Here is a 14814-nt window from a genome sequence, read left to right as displayed (position 1 = left end):
GTCCACGCCTCAGTCGTCGAGGGCGTCGAGCTCGGCCAGCGCGGACTCCCGCCGCTCGCGCCGCTCGGCGTCGGTCTGCTCCCACCACTTCGGGCCGCGCTCGCCGAGCCCGACCTTCGCGAGCTGGGTGCGGTGGCGGGTGGCCGCGAGCTCGGCGTCACCGGCGGCGGTGCGCACCCCCGACCTCCCGCGCCCGAGGTGGGACTTCAGGCGCGCGAGCGCGTCCTCCGGGATCGCCGGGTCCGTACGCCGCCAGCGCCGGCCGTCCACGACCAGCCACTTCTCGTCCTCGGTCGGAGGGTCTGTCCGCTCGGTGGCCACGTCCCGAGCATGCCCGACGCGCCGGAGCGTCGTTGACCGGTCACCGCGGCAGGGGCGGCTCGTCATCCACGAAGCTGCGGATGACGAACGTCCGCTTCATCACCGGCGGGCCACCCACCGAACCGCGCCGCGGATGCTGACGAGGACGACGGCACCCCACAGGATCGTCTGCTGCACGAGCAGCCCTGCGGCGAAGCCGAGGACCGCGGCCACCGGCCCGAGTCCCGACATCCGGGCTGCGTCGACGAGCAGGGCGATCACTGCACCGGCGGCTCCGAAGAGCACTCCGGCGCGGAATCCGTCGGTGGTCACGGCCCCAGTGTGCCGGTGCCCATGTCTCGGCGGGGCTTTCGGCACTGGGCATCAGGAGCCGCGGGGACGAGCATCGGTGTCGAGAGGGAAGGACGTGCAGCGATGGTGCACATCACCGGAGAGGTCCTCATCGACGCGGCGACCACCACGGTGTTCGACACCGTCGCCGACGAGCGCAACGAGCCGCGCTACAACCCACGCATCGCGCGGGTCGAGATGCTCACGGACGAGCCGGTCCGAGCCGGCTCACGCTTCGTCGCCGAGCCCAGGGGCATGGGCGCCCGGGGCCGGATGGACCTGGAGATCGTGGAGCACGAGCGGCCCCACCGGCTGCACAACGTGATCCGCTCGTCGTACATGCTCGTCGACGGGACGCTCACCTTCTCCGAGTCCGGGAACGCGACGCGGCTGCGGTGGGACTGGGCCATGCGGCTCGTCGGTCCCCTGCGGATCCTCACGCCGCTGCTGGTGCTGGTCGGCCCCCGGTGGGAACGCCGCAACTGGGTCGACCTGAAGACCTACCTGGAGGGGCGGAGTCACTGAGCCTTGGGCGCGGACGTCTGCCCGAGGCCGGCGGCCCGGACGAGCACGGCGAGCACGACCGCCACCAGCAGCAGGGCGGGCACGTCGCCCCAGAGGTGCCCGCGGTGGTGGGTCGCACTGAGGGCCTGCACCGCCATGATGCCCGCGTGCACGGCGCTGGAGCACGCGGCGAACCAGATCAGGCTGAGGTGCGCCTCGGGCCGCCGCGCGGCGACGACGAGGAACAGGCCCAGGGTCGCGTACAGCCCCACGATCATCATGAAGTAGCGGGACTCGTGCGGAGCGCCGTCGTGCCATGCCCATCCCGAGGGCCACACCGCCGCCAGCGGGTAGAGCAGCACCATCACCGTGCCGAACACGACGAGGGCGACCCGCAGGAGTCGGTAGCTCAAGGAGTGGGTCATGTCGGCTCCGGGAGGTCGGTGCTGCGCGCCCATCACGGTACGCCTCGCGCGTGCCGAGAGAACGACGAAGGCCCCGGACCGCAGTCCGGGGCCAACGTGTGTGGTGGTGCGCGAGGGGGGAGTTGAACCCCCACGTCCTTTCGGACACACGGACCTGAACCGTGCGCGTCTGCCTATTCCGCCACTCGCGCGAGAAGCGGGCTCAGGCTACCCCACCGCCGACGCGCCCTCCCAATCGGCTGGACGCCGGGGCGCCCCCGTGGCGGAGGAGCGACCGGCCGGTACGCTCGGCGGCACCGGTCGGGCGGTCGTTGATGCCTGCCCACCACGACGGTTCGACGAGAGGAGGCCTGAGGATGAACCCCTTGCAGCGCTTCGAGCAGCGCCTCGAGACCGTGATCTCCGGCGCGTTCGCCCGGGCCTTCCGCAGCGCCGTGCAACCCGTCGAGATCGCCGCCGCGCTCCAGCGGGAGTGCGACAACAACGCTCAGGTGCTGAGCCGGCAGCGCCGACTGGTGCCCAACGACTTCCATGTCGAGCTGTCCGCCACCGACCTCGACCGCATCGTCGGCCTCGGTCGCGCCCTCGAGCAGGACCTGGTCGACCAGCTGCAGGACCACGCCGACGCGCAGGGCTACGTCTTCACGGGCCCGATCAGCATCGCCTTCGAGTCCGCCGACGACCTGACCACCGGGCGCTTCCGGATCCGGTCCAAGGCTCAGGCAAGCGTCACCGACAACGACCAGCGCACCCGTACGCGCTCCTCCCACGCCACCCTCGAGGTCAACGGCACGCGCCACCCGCTGCGCCCGCCGGGCCTCGTCATCGGCCGCGGCACCGAGGCCGACCTGCGCATCAACGACCCCGGCGTGAGCCGGCGCCACCTCGAGCTCGAGGTGAGCATCGACGGCGTCGAGGCCGTCGACCTCGGCTCGACCAACGGGATCCTCGTCGACGGCACCAAGGTGCCCCGCGCACGGCTGCGTGACGGCTCGACCATCAAGATCGGCCACACCGAGATGACGGTGCGCATCGACGGCGGACGCGACGAGGCCGGGGGCTGGAATGTCTGAGCTGACCCTCTTCCTGATCCGGGTCGCGTTCCTGGCCATCCTCTGGATCTTCGTGCTGTCCGCGATCTCGGTGATCCGCTCCGACATGTTCGGCGCCCGCGTGCCCGAGACGGCCCGGGGTGGCGCCCCCGCCCCGGGACGCAAGAACAACGGCAAGGCCAAGGCCAACAAGAAGCCGCGCCGCGGCGCCCCGACGCACCTGCTCGTGGTCGAGGGCGAGAACCCCGGCACCCGGGCCGAGCTCGCCGACGCCCCGCTCCTCATCGGCCGCGGCAGCGACGCAGCGATCAAGCTCGACGACGACTACGTCTCCACCCGCCACGCCCGGGTGGCGGCCAGCGGCGACGAGTGGTTCGTCGAGGACCTCGGCTCGACCAACGGCACCTACGTCGGCCCGGTCCGCATCACCCAGCCCACCACCATCGGCCTCGGCGTCCAGGTCCGCGTCGGCAAGACGATCCTGGAGCTGCGGAAGTGATGTACCTCCACTACTCCGCGATCTCCGACGTCGGCCGGGTGCGCCGGGAGAACCAGGACAGCGGGTACGCCGGTCCCTGGCTGCTCACGGTCTGCGACGGCGTCGGTGGCGCGGTCCGCGGCGACCTCGCCTCGAGCACCGCCGTGCAGGCGCTGCGCAAGCTCGACCAGGAGCCGGACGACGACCTCCTCGGCCAGGTGGCCGGGGCCGTGCACCGCGCCGACGACCGCATCGCCGAGCTCGTCGAGGAGGACCCCGCCCTCAACGGCACCTCGACCACCGCCACCGTCGCGCTGTTCGACGGCACCCGCTTCGGTGTCGGTCACATCGGCGACAGCCGCGCCTATCTCTACCGCCGCGGCGAGCTGCGCCAGCTGACCCACGACCACACCTTCGTCCAGTCGCTCATCGACGAGGGCCGCATCACCGAGGAGCAGTCGCGGACCCACCCGCACCGCAACCTCATCCTCAAGGCGCTCGACGGCATCCGCCACGAGGAGCCCGACCTCTTCGAGTTCCCTGCCGAGGTCGGCGACCGCGTCTTCATCTGCAGCGACGGCGCCTGCGGCACGCTCACCGACGACCGGATGGCCGAGATCCTCGGCACCGGCACCCCCGACTTCGCCGCCGTCGAGCTCGTCCGGGCGAGCCTCGAGGCCGGCAGCACCGACAACGTCACCTGCATCGTCGCCGACGTCTCGGAAGAGGCGCCGCCCGCGGACCTCGCCCCGCTGCTCGTCGGCGCCGCGGCCGACCTGCCGCGACGGCTCCCGCTCGGCGGCGCGGTCGGCGGGCTGTTCCGCGGCCACCGCTCCGGCGACACCGGCGAGATCCCGCCCGTGCCCGACGACGTCCCCGAGGGCGCCTACGTCGCCGACCCGATCGACCCGGAAGCCGCGCGCTACGCCCCTCGCGATCCCGGCCGCTTCTCCTGGCTACGCCGCCTGCTGGTCGCCGCCGTGCTGCTCGGCCTGGCCTGGGTCGTGCTGGCCGCCGGCTGGTCGTGGAGCCAGCAGCAGTTCTACGTCGCCGAGCTGGACGGCAAGGTCGCGATCTTCCGCGGCATCGACGCCGACCTGCCCGGCATCTCCCTCTCCCACGCCTACGAGGTCACCGACGTCGAGCTCGACCGGCTCAGCGACATCAACGCCGAGACGGTGCGCGAGGGAATCGACGCGACCGACCTCGACGACGCACGGCGCACGGTCGACAACTTCGCCGCGGGCCAGGAAGTCGAGTGACGGGCGGGCTGCGATGAGTCAGACCGGAACCCTGATGGGCTTCGTGCACCGGCGCCGCCGGGGTGCGGAGCTGTTCCTGCTCGTGCTCGCACTGATGGTCGGCATCGGCGCCTACGCCGCCGTCGGGCTCGGCGTCGAGGGCGTCGTGCCCGCCGACCTGCTCGGCTACGGCGGCTGGCTCACCGCGCTGATCGTCGCCGCCCACATCACCGTGCGCATCGTGGCGCCGTACGCCGACCCGGTCCTGCTGCCACTCGTCGCCGCGCTCAACGGGCTCGGGCTGGCCGTGATCCGGCGGCTCGACCTGACCTACGAGGCCAACGGGCTCGACCAGCACACGTTCGCGCGCCAACAGCTGACGTGGATGACGCTGGGCGTGATCCTCTTCGTGCTCACCCTGGTCCTGCTGCGGGACCACCGGGTGCTGCAGCGGTTCACCTACACCGCCGGCCTGCTCGGCATCCTGCTGCTGATCCTGCCCTTCCTGCCCCTCGTCGGGCGCGAGATCAACGGCGCCCGCATCTGGATCAACGTCGCCGGCTTCAGCTTCCAGCCGGGCGAGGTCGCCAAGGTGCTGCTGGTGATCGCGTTCTCCGGCTACCTCGTCCTGCACCGCGACGCCCTCGCGCTCGCCGGTCGCCGCGTCCTGTTCATCGACCTGCCGCGCGGGCGCGACCTCGGCCCGATCCTGGCGATGTTCGGCGTCTCGATGATGATCCTGGTCCTCCAGAACGACCTGGGCTCCTCGCTGCTGTTCTTCGGCCTGTTCCTCGCGATGCTCTACGTCGCGACCGAGCGTCCCGGCTGGCTCGTCGTCGGTGGCCTCCTGTTCGGCGCCGGTGCGTTGGCGGCGTACACCTTCGTCGGAAACGTGCAGAACCGCTTCAACTTCTGGCTGGACCCGCTCGCCTACTACGACCAGTCGCCCGGCAGCTACCAGCTCGTCGAGGCCCTGTTCGGTCAGGGCTGGGGCGGCCTGATCGGGCGCGGCCTGGGCAACGGCTTCCCCGAGCGGGTGCCGTTCGCCTACTCCGACTTCATCGTCTCCACGATCGGCGAGGAGCTCGGGCTGACCGCCGTCATGGCGATCATCCTCTGCTACGGCCTGATCGTGGAGCGGGCGCTGCGCATCGCGCTGATCTCGCGCGACGGCTTCGGCAAGCTCCTGTCCGTCGGCCTCGGCGCCATCGTCGCGCTGCAGGTCTTCGTCGTCATCGGCGGCGTCACCGGGCTGATCCCGCTGACCGGCCTCACCACGCCGTTCCTCTCCTACGGCGGCTCCTCGCTCGTGGCCAACTGGGTGATCGTGGCGCTGCTGCTGCGTGTCTCCGACCAGGCCCGCCGCCCGGCGCCGCGCCTCGAGCCCGACGACGACTCCGGCGCCGACAGCGAGAGCACGCAGGTGGTGAAGCTCCGATGAACAAACCGATCAGGGTCGTCTCGGTCTTCTGCCTCGTCCTCTTCCTGGCGCTGCTCGTCAACGCCACCTACCTGATGTACGTCCGCGCGGACACGCTTTCCGACGACCCGCGCAACCGGCGGATCATCACCGCGACGTTCTCCCGCGAGCGCGGCGCGATCCTCGTCGGCAAGGAGGCGGTCGCCCGCAGCGTCCCCTCCGACGACCAGTACAAGTTCCAGCGCACGTACTCCCAGCCGTTCAAGTACGCCCCGATCACGGGCTACTTCTCGTGGTACAGCCAGACCGGTGTGGAGCGCTCGCAGAACGCCGTCCTGGCCGGGGACGACTCTCGCCTGTTCGTCACCCGGCTCGTCGACATGCTGAGCAACAGCGACCCCAAGGGCGGCAACGTCCAGCTCACCGTCGACGCCGCCGCCCAGGACGCCGCCTGGGCAGGACTCGAGGGCCTGCCCGGTGACAACGCCCAGGGCGCGGTCGTGGCGCTGGAGCCGACGACCGGGCGGGTGCTCGCGATGGCGTCCACCCCGACGTTCGACCCCAACAACTTCGCCTCGCACGACTTCGGTGCGGTCGCCGACCTCAGCAAGGAGCTCAACAACGACCCGCTCGAGCCGCTCATCAACCGAGCCATCAGCACGACGCTCCCCCCGGGGTCGACGTTCAAGCTCGTCACCGCCGCGGCCGCGATCGAGTCGGGCAACTACGACGCCGACTCGCAGGTCCCCGGCGGCTTCCGCTTCAAGCTGCCGCAGTCCACGACCAGCGTCGGCAACTACGACGGCGGCAACTGCGGCGGGCGCCGCATCACCCTGACGCAGGCGATGCAGGTGTCCTGCAACGTCACCTTCCTCACCCTCGCCAACGAGCTCGGTGTCGACGCGATGGCCGACCAGGCGGAGAAGTTCGGCTTCAACGACACCTCGCTGGAGGACCTCGGCGGCCAGGCCGAGTCGCTCTACCCGCGCGACATGGACCCGCCGCAGACCGCGCTGTCCGGCATCGGCCAGTCGAGCGTGACCGCGACCCCGCTGCAGATGGCGATGGTCGCCGCCGCGATCGCCAACGACGGCGACGTGATGCGCCCGTACGTCGTCGACGAGGTGCGCGCGCCCAACCTCTCGGTCCTCGACCGCACCGACCCGCAGAGCATCAGCAAGGCGATCTCCAGCACCACCGCCGACGAGCTCACCTCCATGCTCGTCGCCACCGTCGACTCCGGCACCGCGACCCCGGCCCAGATCCCGGGGGTGGAGGTCGCCGGCAAGACCGGCACCGCGCAGTCGACGGCCGACCGACCGCCCTACGCGTGGTTCGTCTCCTTCGCCCCTGCCGACGACCCCCAGGTCGCCGTCGCGGTGCTCGTGCAGTCGAGCGACACCTCGCGCGACGAGATCGGCGGCGGACGCCTCGGCGGACCGATCGCCAAGTCGGTGATGGAGGCGGTGATCAACCAGTGACCGCGCTCGCACCCGGTGGCCACGTCGACGACGCCCACCGCTACGTCCTCGAGTCCCGCATCGCCACGGGCGGCATGGGCGAGGTGTGGTCGGCGCGCGACACCGTCCTGGACCGGCCGGTGGCGGTCAAGGTGCTCAAGCCCGAGTACGCCGACGACGCGCTGTTCCGCACCCGCTTCGAGACCGAGGCCCGCCACGCCGCGGCACTGCACCACCCCGGCATCGCCGCCGTCTTCGACTACGGCCATGGCGCCCCCGTCGACGGCTCGACGACCCCGCGCCCCTACCTGGTCATGGAGCTCGTCGAGGGCCAGCCGCTCTCCGCGCTGCTGCGCCCGAGTGCACCGCTGGACCCGGCCGCCACCCAGGAGCTGCTCGCCCAGGCGGCCGACGCCCTCGGCGTCGCGCACGCCGCCGGCATCGTGCACCGCGACGTCAAGCCCGCCAACCTCCTCGTGACGCCCGACCGCCGGGTCAAGGTGACCGACTTCGGCATCGCCCGGGCGGCCGAGGGGATGGCGCTGACGCAGACCGGTGAGGTGATGGGCACGCCCGCCTACATCTCGCCCGAGCAGGCCGAGGGCGGCACCGCCACCGCCGCATCCGACGTCTACTCCCTCGGCGTGGTCGCCTTCGAGTGCCTCGCCGGCCGCAAGCCGTTCGTCGCCGACACCCCGGTCGCCACCGCGATCGCCCACCTGCGCGACCCGGTCCCTGAGCTGCCCGGCTCGGTGCCCGCCGACCTCGCTGCTGTCGTACGCCGCGCGCTGGCCAAGTCCCCGCAGGACCGCTTCCCCGACGGGTCCGCCTTCGCGCGAGCGCTGCGCGACCCGGCCTCGGCGGCCGGCGCCGGAGCGGCCACGGTCGTCACACCGGCGGTCGCGCCCGTCGGCACGGCAACACAGGTGATGCCGGCAGCGGCCCCTGCACCCGATCCCACGCCCACGCCCGCCCCCGCACCCGCTGCGTCCCGACGTCGTACGACGCCGTGGCCCCTGCTGATCGGCGTCGCGGCCGTGGTGGCCGCGGTGCTGCTCGCCGTCTGGCTGGGCACCCGGGACAGCGAGACCACCGGGTCGGCCGGCGACCCCACCCCCGGTCGGGAGCAGTCGCAGGAGCCCAGCCAGACCCCGACCCAGACGCCCACCGAGACGCCCACGGAGACCCCCACGGAGACCCCCACGGAGACCCCGACCGAGACTCCGACGGACACGCCCACCGAGTCGCCCACCGAGACGGAGCCCGCCACGGTCGAGGTCGACCCGGCCGCCTATGTCGGGCGTGATCGCAAGGACGTCGAGAAGGAGCTGCGCGACCTCGGCCTGAAGCCGGTCGCCGTCGAGCTGGAGAACCCCGGTGACCAGGCGGACGGCACCGTGGAGTCGGTGGAGCCGAGCGGCACGCTGCAGGAGGGCGACCAGGTGACCGTCAGCTTCTGGGCCAAGGTCCCGCCCGGGCAGCAGAAGGACGAAGGGAGCGACGAGGGATGACGCAGCCGGAGCCGACGCTCATCGGCGGTCGCTACGAGCTCGGCGAGCTCCTCGGTCGAGGTGGCATGGCCGAGGTCCGCAAGGGCAAGGACCAGCGCCTCGGACGCACGGTCGCGGTCAAGCGGCTGCGCACCGACCTCGCCAGCGACGCGACCTTCCAGGCCCGCTTCCGCCGGGAGGCGCAGTCGTCGGCCTCGCTCAACCACCCCGCGATCGTGTCCACCTACGACACGGGCGAGGAGATGGCCACCGACGGGTCGGGCGTCGCCCAGCCCTACATCGTGATGGAGTGCGTCGAGGGGCGCACGCTGCGCGACATCCTGCGCGAGGGCCGCAAGATCCTGCCCGAGCGCGCCCTCGAGATCACCGCGGGCGTGCTGTCGGCGCTCGACTACAGCCACCGCGCCGGCATCATCCACCGCGACATCAAGCCCGGCAACGTGATGCTGACGCCCACGGGCGACGTCAAGGTGATGGACTTCGGCATCGCCCGCGCGATCTCCGACGCCTCCTCGACCATGACGCAGACCGCTGCCGTGGTCGGCACCGCGCAGTACCTCTCCCCCGAGCAGGCCCGCGGCGAGACCGTGGACTCGCGCTCCGACGTCTACTCGACCGGCTGCATGCTCTACGAGCTGCTCACCGGCCGCCCGCCGTTCGTCGGTGACAGCCCGGTCGCGGTCGCCTACCAGCACGTGCGCGAGCAGGCGGCCCCGCCGTCCGACCTCGACGACCAGCTCGACCCCGAGATCGACGCGATCGTGATGAAGTCGCTCGCCAAGCGCGTCGAGGACCGCTACCAGAGCGCCGCGGCGATGAAGGCCGACATCGAGCGCTACCTCGCCGGCCACCCGATCCAGGCTCCGCCGCCGGTCGTCCCGCCCCCGGAGGCGGACTACGCCACCACGGTCGCGCCGGCCGTCACCTCGGCCGCCGCCGCAGCGCCGCCGCCCCGGGACGACGAGCCGTCGCGCAGCCGCGCGGGATGGTGGGTCCTCGCCGGGATCCTCGTCGTCGCCCTGCTCGCGGGCGGTGCCTACCTGCTCAACGGCATGCTCTTCGAGGACGCCCCGGAGCGCACGGCCGTCCCCAACGTCGTCGGGCTCACCGAGGACGAGGCCCGTCTCCGGATCGCCGACGCCGGCTTCCAGGTCGGACGGATCACCCGCGAGACCTCCGAGACCGTCGCCCCCGACACCGTGATCTCGCAGGATCCCAACCGCGACGTGTTCGCCGACCCCGGCACTTCCGTCGACTTCGTGCTGTCGCTCGGCAAGCCGGAGGTCGAGGTCCCCTTCGTCGTCGGCACGCTGCGCAAGGACGCCCGCGCGGCGATGCTCGCGCAGAACCTCAAGGTGCGCTTCCAGGAGCAGGACTCCGACGAGCCCCGCTACCAGGTCCTCAGCACCGAGCCGGCGGCCGGCACGGCGGTGGAGGAGGGCACGACGGTCACCATCGTGTTCTCCGACGGGCCCGAGAAGGTCCCCGACGTCCGCGGGCTGCAGCAGCGCCAGGCGGAGCGCGCCATCCGCGACGCCGGGTTCACGCCGGACGTCCGCACCGACGCCGCGTCCACCGAGCCCAAGGGCACGGTGGTCGACCAGATCCCGGCCGGCGGGACCGCCGACCAGGGCAGCACCGTGACGATCTTCGTGTCGGCCTTCGAGGAGCCGGTCGAGACCCCCACGGAGACGCCGCCGACGGAGACGCCCCCCACCGAGACGCCCCCCACCGAGACGACCCCGCCGACGGAGACCCCGCCAACCGAGACGCCTCCCACCGAGACGCCGGTGCCGTAGGTCTGACCCCGGTCAGCGCTCGGTCAGTCGGTCACTCGGGCATCGGGGTGGCGTAGGTGAGGTCGAGGAGACCGTCGTACGCCGGTGCGACGGCCGAGTCGAGACGAGCCATGTCCCACGAGACGCCGCCACCGGGGATGAGGGTGTAGTCGCGGTAGGTCGCCAGGATCGGGTCGGTCGTGAGCTCGGCCTCCATGGCGGCCGGGTCGCCGATGCCCTCGATCACGTAGGGCGGCGAGTAGGGGATGCCGTGGAGGGTGACCTGGTTGCCCTCGCACTTGATGCCGGTCGTCGAGATCAGCCGCTGGCCCTGGATGGTCACCGCCTCGGCCCCGGCGTTCCACATGGCGTTGGCCACCGCCTGGATGTCCTGCTGGTGCACCACCAGGTCGTTGGGGTCGCCCTCGTAGGCCAGCCGCGTCTCCTCCGGCGCGTCGTCGAGGGTGACCCGCACCGCGGGGCCGGTCTTCTCGGTCAGCCCCGCGGGGTCGACGAGGGTCGCGATCTCGTCCTGGGCGCGTCCGACGGAGCGGTCGCCGAGCTCGGTGCTGAGGGCCTCCACCTCGGCGTTGAGCTCGGCCGCCCGTGCGGTGAGCTCGCCCGCCTCGTCGCGCTCGGCGCGGACCACGGACGCCAGGTCGGTCAGTCGCCCGCCACGCAGGTCGAAGCCGTCACTCTGCTCCGCGCTGACCGCGAAGAGGGCTCCGCTGAGCAGCACGACCACCGGAGTGGCCACCCGCCAGGCGAGACGACGCCCGGGGGACGAGTGGGACGGAGGGCGCATGCCTACTACGCTAACCCCCCGTCGGGCGTCTTACCGCCCGTGACCGGCGCCGCGAGCCCGCCGGGACCCTGAACAGCCAAGCCCCAGGAGCAGCAGTGTCGAAGTCCCCCACGATCACCTCCGAGGAGAAGACGTCGCTCTTCACCCCGCGGTTCATCGTCGCCCTGGTGCTCATCGCCGCCGGCATCGGCTGGCTCGTCTTCTACTACGTCCAGGGCCGCGGCAACCCGCTCGCGTTCCCGCCGGTCGACGGCAGCCCGAAGGCCGTGTCCGACCTGGGTGACTGGAACTACCTGATCGGCTTCGGCCTGCTGATGGTCGGCCTGATGGTCTCCGCGCACCCGTCGACGCCGCTGGGCCGCGGTCGCGGCGTCGTGGTCGGCATGCTCGGCTGCTTCCTCGTCGGCCTGCTGTGGATCTGCACGTTCTACGTCTTCTCCGACGATCTCTCCGACCTGCCGATCTTCAACGACCTCGGCCAGTGGAACCTCGTCGTCGGCATCGCCTTCATGGCGGTCGGCTTCAGCTTCGCGACCAAGTGGGAGTAGGTTCTCCCTCGGCCCGCTGACGCGGGTCGGACATCCGTCGCCTCGAGCGGTGGGTGAGGCGCCTTCCTGGGGAAGGGAAGGCGTCTCTCCCACCGCTCGAGTCATTTCGGGTCGCGTGCACCCGACGAGCGGTGCGTGGGACAGGTTCCGGCGCCTGATTTCCTGCCTCACTCACCGCTCGGGCCGGGCGTCGGATTTCCACACTGTGGAGAACCTCTGTGGAGAATTACATGCGTGTAGTTATCCACAGCTGTGTGCACACCTGTGGGAAATGCACGCAGCCCCCGCCTCCGTCGTACGACGAGGGGCGGGGGCCGCGGTCGGGCGTGTGGCCGGTGTCAGGACAGGGCGAGGTCCCGCACGAGCGCGAGGGCCAGCAGGGCGGTCAGCACGAGGGCAAGACCGATCCACTGCACGAGGCTGCGGCTCGACTTCGGGGCGTAGGCGATGATCGCCGCGGCCAGTGCGCCGCCGACGAGGCCACCGAGGTGACCCTGCCAGGAGATGAAGCGCCAGCCCACCACGGTGATGACGACGCCGATGACGAGGTTCTGCACGAGCCACTGCGAGTGCAGCCGGCCCTTGCGGGCGACGACGAGCAGGGCGCCCAGCAGGCCGAAGATCGCGCCGGAGGCGCCGACGGTGGAGCTGAACTCGTAGCTGAACCAGACCACCATCACCGACCCCGCCAGGGCGCTGACGAGGTAGATCGCCAGGAAGCGCGCCCGCCCGACGATGCCCTCGAGCACGGGGCCGAAGATGAACAGCGCGAACATGTTCATCGCGACGTGCCAGATCTCGACGTGGGTGAACGCCGCGGTCAGCAGCTGCCACCAGGCGCCGTCGGAGAAGCCGGGCTGGAAGGTCGCACCGGAGGCCTCGCAGACGCTCTCACCGATGTCGTAGAGCGACCCGTTGCCGGGGTCGCACACGCCCACCGGCCGGAGCGCCAGCAGGTGGGTGAGCCACGACGAGCGCCCGCCCGTCGCGGTGATCGCCAGCCACACGGCGGCGTTGATGCCGATGAGGACGAACGTCGTCAGCCGCGGGTCGGCGCTGCGCTCTCCGCCGTACATGGCGCGGTTCTGGCGCGAGCCCTTGTTGGCCTCCTTGACGCAGTCGGGGCACTGGAAGCCCACCGCCGCGTCGCGCATGCAGTCGGGGCAGATCGACTTGTCGCAGCGCTGGCAGCGGATCCAGGTCTCGCGGTCGGGGTGCCGGTAGCAGGTGGGCACCCCGGCCGCGGTCGGGTCCGCGGTCGGCCCCTCGGGCGGTTGGGTCATGGCGGGGTCACGCGAGTCGCGTCGGGGGTGTGGTGCGGACCGGGTGGGTCAGCGCTCGATGGTGACCGACTCGATGACCACGGCGTCCTGCGGACGGTCCATCGCACCGGTGGGGGTGGTCGCGATCGCGTCGACCACGTCGCGGCTGGCCTGGTCGGCCACCTCGCCGAAGATCGTGTGCTTGCGGTTGAGCCACGGTGTGGCGCCGACGGTGATGAAGAACTGCGAGCCGTTGGTGCCCGGGCCGGCGTTGGCCATCGCGAGCAGGTAGGGCTTGTCGAAGACGAGCTCGGGGTGGATCTCGTCCTTGAACGTGTAGCCCGGGCCGCCGGTGCCGGTGCCGAGCGGGCAGCCACCCTGGATCATGAAGCCCTCGATGACGCGGTGGAAGCCGAGGCCGTCGTAGTACTTCTCGCCGCTGCGGCCGGCGTCGTCGCGGTAGTCCTTGGTGCCCTCGGCCAGGCCGACGAAGTTCTCGACGGTCTCGGGCGCGTGGTTGGGGAACAGGTCGATGACGATGTCGCCCCGGTTGGTCTTCAGGGTCGCCTTCAGGTCGGCCATGGGATGTGCCTCTCAGCTGTGGTCTGTCGTACGTCGGTGGTGGCGCGGCACCACGGCCGCGCGCCCCTCGATCCTGCCACGCCACGCCCACGCCCCTGTCAGGCCCCGGTGTGGGCAGGGCGCCCGCGTGACGCCGTACGTCCTGCCCACCCGGACGGGGCTGGCCGCGTCAGGGTGCCCGTGGTGAGATGGAGCCTCAATCACTGAGGAGGTCACGCATGCCTTTCGGCCGCAAGAAGTCCCTGATGGACCGGGCCCACGACTATGTCGAGCAGGTCTCGGAGACCGTCACCGACACCGTCATCCCCCAGCTCGAGTCAGCCTGGGAGCAGGCGGTGGAGAAGGCGGGTCCCGCGATCGCCGACGCGCGTGACAAGGCCCAGCCGCTGCTCGACGAGGGGCGCACGCGCGCGACCGAGGCCGCCACCGCAGGTGCCGCCCTCGCCGCCGTGAAGACCGCCGAGGCGCGTGAGAAGGCCGCCCCGCTGCTGGCCGAGGCCCGCGCCAACGCCGCCGACAAGGCCGCCGTCGCCGCCGCGCTCGCCTCCGAGCGGGCCGCCGAGGGTCGCGACCTGGCCGCCGCGAAGGTCAACGAGCTGCGCGGCGTCGAGCCCGAGCCCAAGGGCGGCAGGCTCAAGAAGTTCCTGCTGGTCACCGGCCTGCTGGCCGTCGGCGGCTTCGTCTTCACCAAGCTCAAGGGCAAGCAGGACGCCGAGGCCAACTGGCAGTCGACCTACGTGCCGCCGGCCCCGCCGAAGCCCGCCACCCCGTCGTCGGCCACCCCGCCGCCCACGCCCGCCTCCCCGGCGACCACGTCGGCCGCGCCCGGCGGTGACCCGCTCACCGACCCGCTGCCCGAGGAGGTCACGGCCGACGACGTCGTGACGGCCGACCCGCCGGCCACCGACGACCCCGGCGGCGGCGCCCCGGGCGAGGCGATCAGCGACTCGGTCGAGGAGGCGCACCAGCCGACCGACCCCGACGCACCCGCCGACGTGATCGACATCGACGACGTGCCGCGGAAGAACTAGCAGCACCGCAGCACCCGAACACCGCACCGGGCGGTGTCCCACCCACCTTCGGCAGCTCGCGAAGGT

16 protein-coding genes and 1 tRNA gene are annotated in these 14814 nt (G+C 71.8%); 10 read left to right on the top strand and 7 right to left on the bottom strand.

Annotation, left to right across the window (positions count from 1 at the left end; genetic code table 11):
- Window positions 1-9: 9 nt before the first annotated feature.
- Both HOO61_RS04855 and HOO61_RS04850 read right to left on the bottom strand, forming a co-directional pair.
- Entirely contained in the window at window positions 10-321 is a 312-nt protein-coding gene (locus tag HOO61_RS04855) for a biopolymer transporter Tol (protein WP_172257398.1), read from the bottom strand.
- Between the two features lie 99 nt (window positions 322-420).
- Window positions 421-633 (bottom strand): hypothetical protein, encoded by a 213-nt coding sequence (locus HOO61_RS04850; protein ID WP_172257395.1) that lies wholly within the window; start codon window positions 631-633, stop codon window positions 421-423.
- Between the two features lie 102 nt (window positions 634-735).
- Between HOO61_RS04850 and HOO61_RS04845 the strand changes: the two genes are divergently transcribed.
- Window positions 736-1176 (top strand): SRPBCC family protein, encoded by a 441-nt coding sequence (locus tag HOO61_RS04845; RefSeq protein WP_172257393.1) that lies wholly within the window; start codon window positions 736-738, stop codon window positions 1174-1176.
- On the opposite strand, the gene HOO61_RS04840 is transcribed toward HOO61_RS04845, so the two are convergent.
- Both HOO61_RS04840 and HOO61_RS04835 read right to left on the bottom strand, forming a co-directional pair.
- Window positions 1170-1580 carry a DUF6632 domain-containing protein gene (locus tag HOO61_RS04840; RefSeq protein ID WP_172257391.1) on the bottom strand — a complete coding sequence of 137 codons (411 nt, stop codon included), beginning with the start codon at window positions 1578-1580 and terminating at the stop codon, window positions 1170-1172. The genes HOO61_RS04845 and HOO61_RS04840 overlap by 7 nt on opposite strands.
- A gap of 104 nt (window positions 1581-1684) precedes the next feature.
- A tRNA-Leu gene (locus tag HOO61_RS04835) sits at window positions 1685-1771 on the bottom strand.
- 165 nt (window positions 1772-1936) lie between these two features.
- On the opposite strand from HOO61_RS04835, the gene HOO61_RS04830 reads away from it, so the two are divergent.
- Genes HOO61_RS04830 through pknB form a run of 7 tightly spaced genes read left to right on the top strand, consistent with a single transcriptional unit; the run spans window position 1937 to window position 10541 of the window.
- The gene (locus tag HOO61_RS04830; protein ID WP_172257389.1) at window positions 1937-2653 is read left to right on the top strand and encodes a DUF3662 and FHA domain-containing protein; all 717 of its coding nucleotides are present in this window, start codon (window positions 1937-1939) and stop codon (window positions 2651-2653) included.
- Window positions 2646-3131, top strand: coding sequence for an FHA domain-containing protein (locus HOO61_RS04825; RefSeq protein WP_172257387.1), 486 nt, complete (start codon window positions 2646-2648; stop codon window positions 3129-3131). The genes HOO61_RS04830 and HOO61_RS04825 overlap by 8 nt, the downstream gene beginning before the upstream one ends.
- Window positions 3131-4372 (top strand): PP2C family serine/threonine-protein phosphatase, encoded by a 1242-nt coding sequence (locus tag HOO61_RS04820; RefSeq protein WP_172257385.1) that lies wholly within the window; start codon window positions 3131-3133, stop codon window positions 4370-4372. Before HOO61_RS04825 ends, HOO61_RS04820 begins: the two co-directional genes overlap by 1 nt.
- Before the next feature lie 13 nt (window positions 4373-4385).
- Entirely contained in the window at window positions 4386-5792 is a 1407-nt protein-coding gene (locus HOO61_RS04815; protein WP_172257383.1) for an FtsW/RodA/SpoVE family cell cycle protein, read from the top strand.
- Window positions 5789-7252, top strand: coding sequence for a penicillin-binding protein 2 (locus HOO61_RS04810; protein ID WP_172257381.1), 1464 nt, complete (start codon window positions 5789-5791; stop codon window positions 7250-7252). The genes HOO61_RS04815 and HOO61_RS04810 overlap by 4 nt, the downstream gene beginning before the upstream one ends.
- Entirely contained in the window at window positions 7249-8742 is a 1494-nt protein-coding gene (locus HOO61_RS24785; RefSeq protein ID WP_172257379.1) for a serine/threonine-protein kinase, read from the top strand. The genes HOO61_RS04810 and HOO61_RS24785 overlap by 4 nt, the downstream gene beginning before the upstream one ends.
- Window positions 8739-10541: a Stk1 family PASTA domain-containing Ser/Thr kinase gene (pknB, locus tag HOO61_RS04800; protein WP_172257377.1), complete on the top strand. Its 1803-nt coding sequence runs from the start codon at window positions 8739-8741 to the stop codon at window positions 10539-10541. The genes HOO61_RS24785 and pknB overlap by 4 nt, the downstream gene beginning before the upstream one ends.
- A 31-nt stretch (window positions 10542-10572) precedes the next feature.
- On the opposite strand, the gene HOO61_RS04795 is transcribed toward pknB, so the two are convergent.
- The gene (locus tag HOO61_RS04795; RefSeq protein ID WP_172257375.1) at window positions 10573-11325 is read right to left on the bottom strand and encodes a DUF881 domain-containing protein; all 753 of its coding nucleotides are present in this window, start codon (window positions 11323-11325) and stop codon (window positions 10573-10575) included.
- A 95-nt stretch (window positions 11326-11420) separates the two neighbouring features.
- Between HOO61_RS04795 and HOO61_RS04790 the strand changes: the two genes are divergently transcribed.
- Complete coding sequence (locus HOO61_RS04790; protein WP_172257373.1) at window positions 11421-11873, top strand: cell division protein CrgA; 453 nt, start codon at window positions 11421-11423, stop codon at window positions 11871-11873.
- 338 nt (window positions 11874-12211) lie between these two features.
- Here the strand turns inward: HOO61_RS04790 and HOO61_RS04785 are convergent, their stop codons facing one another.
- Together HOO61_RS04785 and HOO61_RS04780 are read right to left on the bottom strand one after the other, a co-directional pair.
- Window positions 12212-13156 carry a rhomboid family intramembrane serine protease gene (locus tag HOO61_RS04785; protein WP_172257371.1) on the bottom strand — a complete coding sequence of 315 codons (945 nt, stop codon included), beginning with the start codon at window positions 13154-13156 and terminating at the stop codon, window positions 12212-12214.
- A 48-nt stretch (window positions 13157-13204) separates the two neighbouring features.
- Window positions 13205-13717: a peptidylprolyl isomerase gene (locus HOO61_RS04780; RefSeq protein WP_172257369.1), complete on the bottom strand. Its 513-nt coding sequence runs from the start codon at window positions 13715-13717 to the stop codon at window positions 13205-13207.
- Window positions 13718-13935: 218 nt separating this feature from the next.
- Between HOO61_RS04780 and HOO61_RS04775 the strand changes: the two genes are divergently transcribed.
- Window positions 13936-14748, top strand: a complete 813-nt coding sequence (locus HOO61_RS04775; protein WP_172257367.1) for a hypothetical protein — start codon at window positions 13936-13938, stop codon at window positions 14746-14748.
- Window positions 14749-14814 lie beyond the last annotated feature (66 nt).

The organism is Nocardioides sp. zg-1230 (genome assembly GCF_013155335.1).
GTDB lineage: Bacteria > Actinomycetota > Actinomycetes > Propionibacteriales > Nocardioidaceae > Nocardioides.
This window is presented reverse-complemented; position numbering and strand designations above follow the sequence as displayed.

Excerpts from the sequence above, each read along its gene's own strand:
- HOO61_RS04780 (WP_172257369.1), bottom strand. The coding sequence starts at position 13,717 with ATGGCCGACCTGAAGGCGACCCTGAAGACCAACCGGGGCGACATCGTC.
- HOO61_RS04795 (WP_172257375.1), bottom strand. The coding sequence starts at position 11,325 with ATGCGCCCTCCGTCCCACTCGTCCCCCGGGCGTCGTCTCGCCTGGCGG.
- HOO61_RS04830 (WP_172257389.1), top strand. The coding sequence starts at position 1,937 with ATGAACCCCTTGCAGCGCTTCGAGCAGCGCCTCGAGACCGTGATCTCC.
- HOO61_RS04825 (WP_172257387.1), top strand. The coding sequence starts at position 2,646 with ATGTCTGAGCTGACCCTCTTCCTGATCCGGGTCGCGTTCCTGGCCATC.
- HOO61_RS04810 (WP_172257381.1), top strand. The coding sequence starts at position 5,789 with ATGAACAAACCGATCAGGGTCGTCTCGGTCTTCTGCCTCGTCCTCTTC.
- HOO61_RS04820 (WP_172257385.1), top strand. The coding sequence starts at position 3,131 with ATGTACCTCCACTACTCCGCGATCTCCGACGTCGGCCGGGTGCGCCGG.
- HOO61_RS04775 (WP_172257367.1), top strand. The coding sequence starts at position 13,936 with ATGCCTTTCGGCCGCAAGAAGTCCCTGATGGACCGGGCCCACGACTAT.
- HOO61_RS04840 (WP_172257391.1), bottom strand. The coding sequence starts at position 1,580 with ATGACCCACTCCTTGAGCTACCGACTCCTGCGGGTCGCCCTCGTCGTG.
- HOO61_RS04845 (WP_172257393.1), top strand. The coding sequence starts at position 736 with ATGGTGCACATCACCGGAGAGGTCCTCATCGACGCGGCGACCACCACG.
- pknB (WP_172257377.1), top strand. The coding sequence starts at position 8,739 with ATGACGCAGCCGGAGCCGACGCTCATCGGCGGTCGCTACGAGCTCGGC.
- HOO61_RS04785 (WP_172257371.1), bottom strand. The coding sequence starts at position 13,156 with ATGACCCAACCGCCCGAGGGGCCGACCGCGGACCCGACCGCGGCCGGG.
- HOO61_RS04815 (WP_172257383.1), top strand. The coding sequence starts at position 4,386 with ATGAGTCAGACCGGAACCCTGATGGGCTTCGTGCACCGGCGCCGCCGG.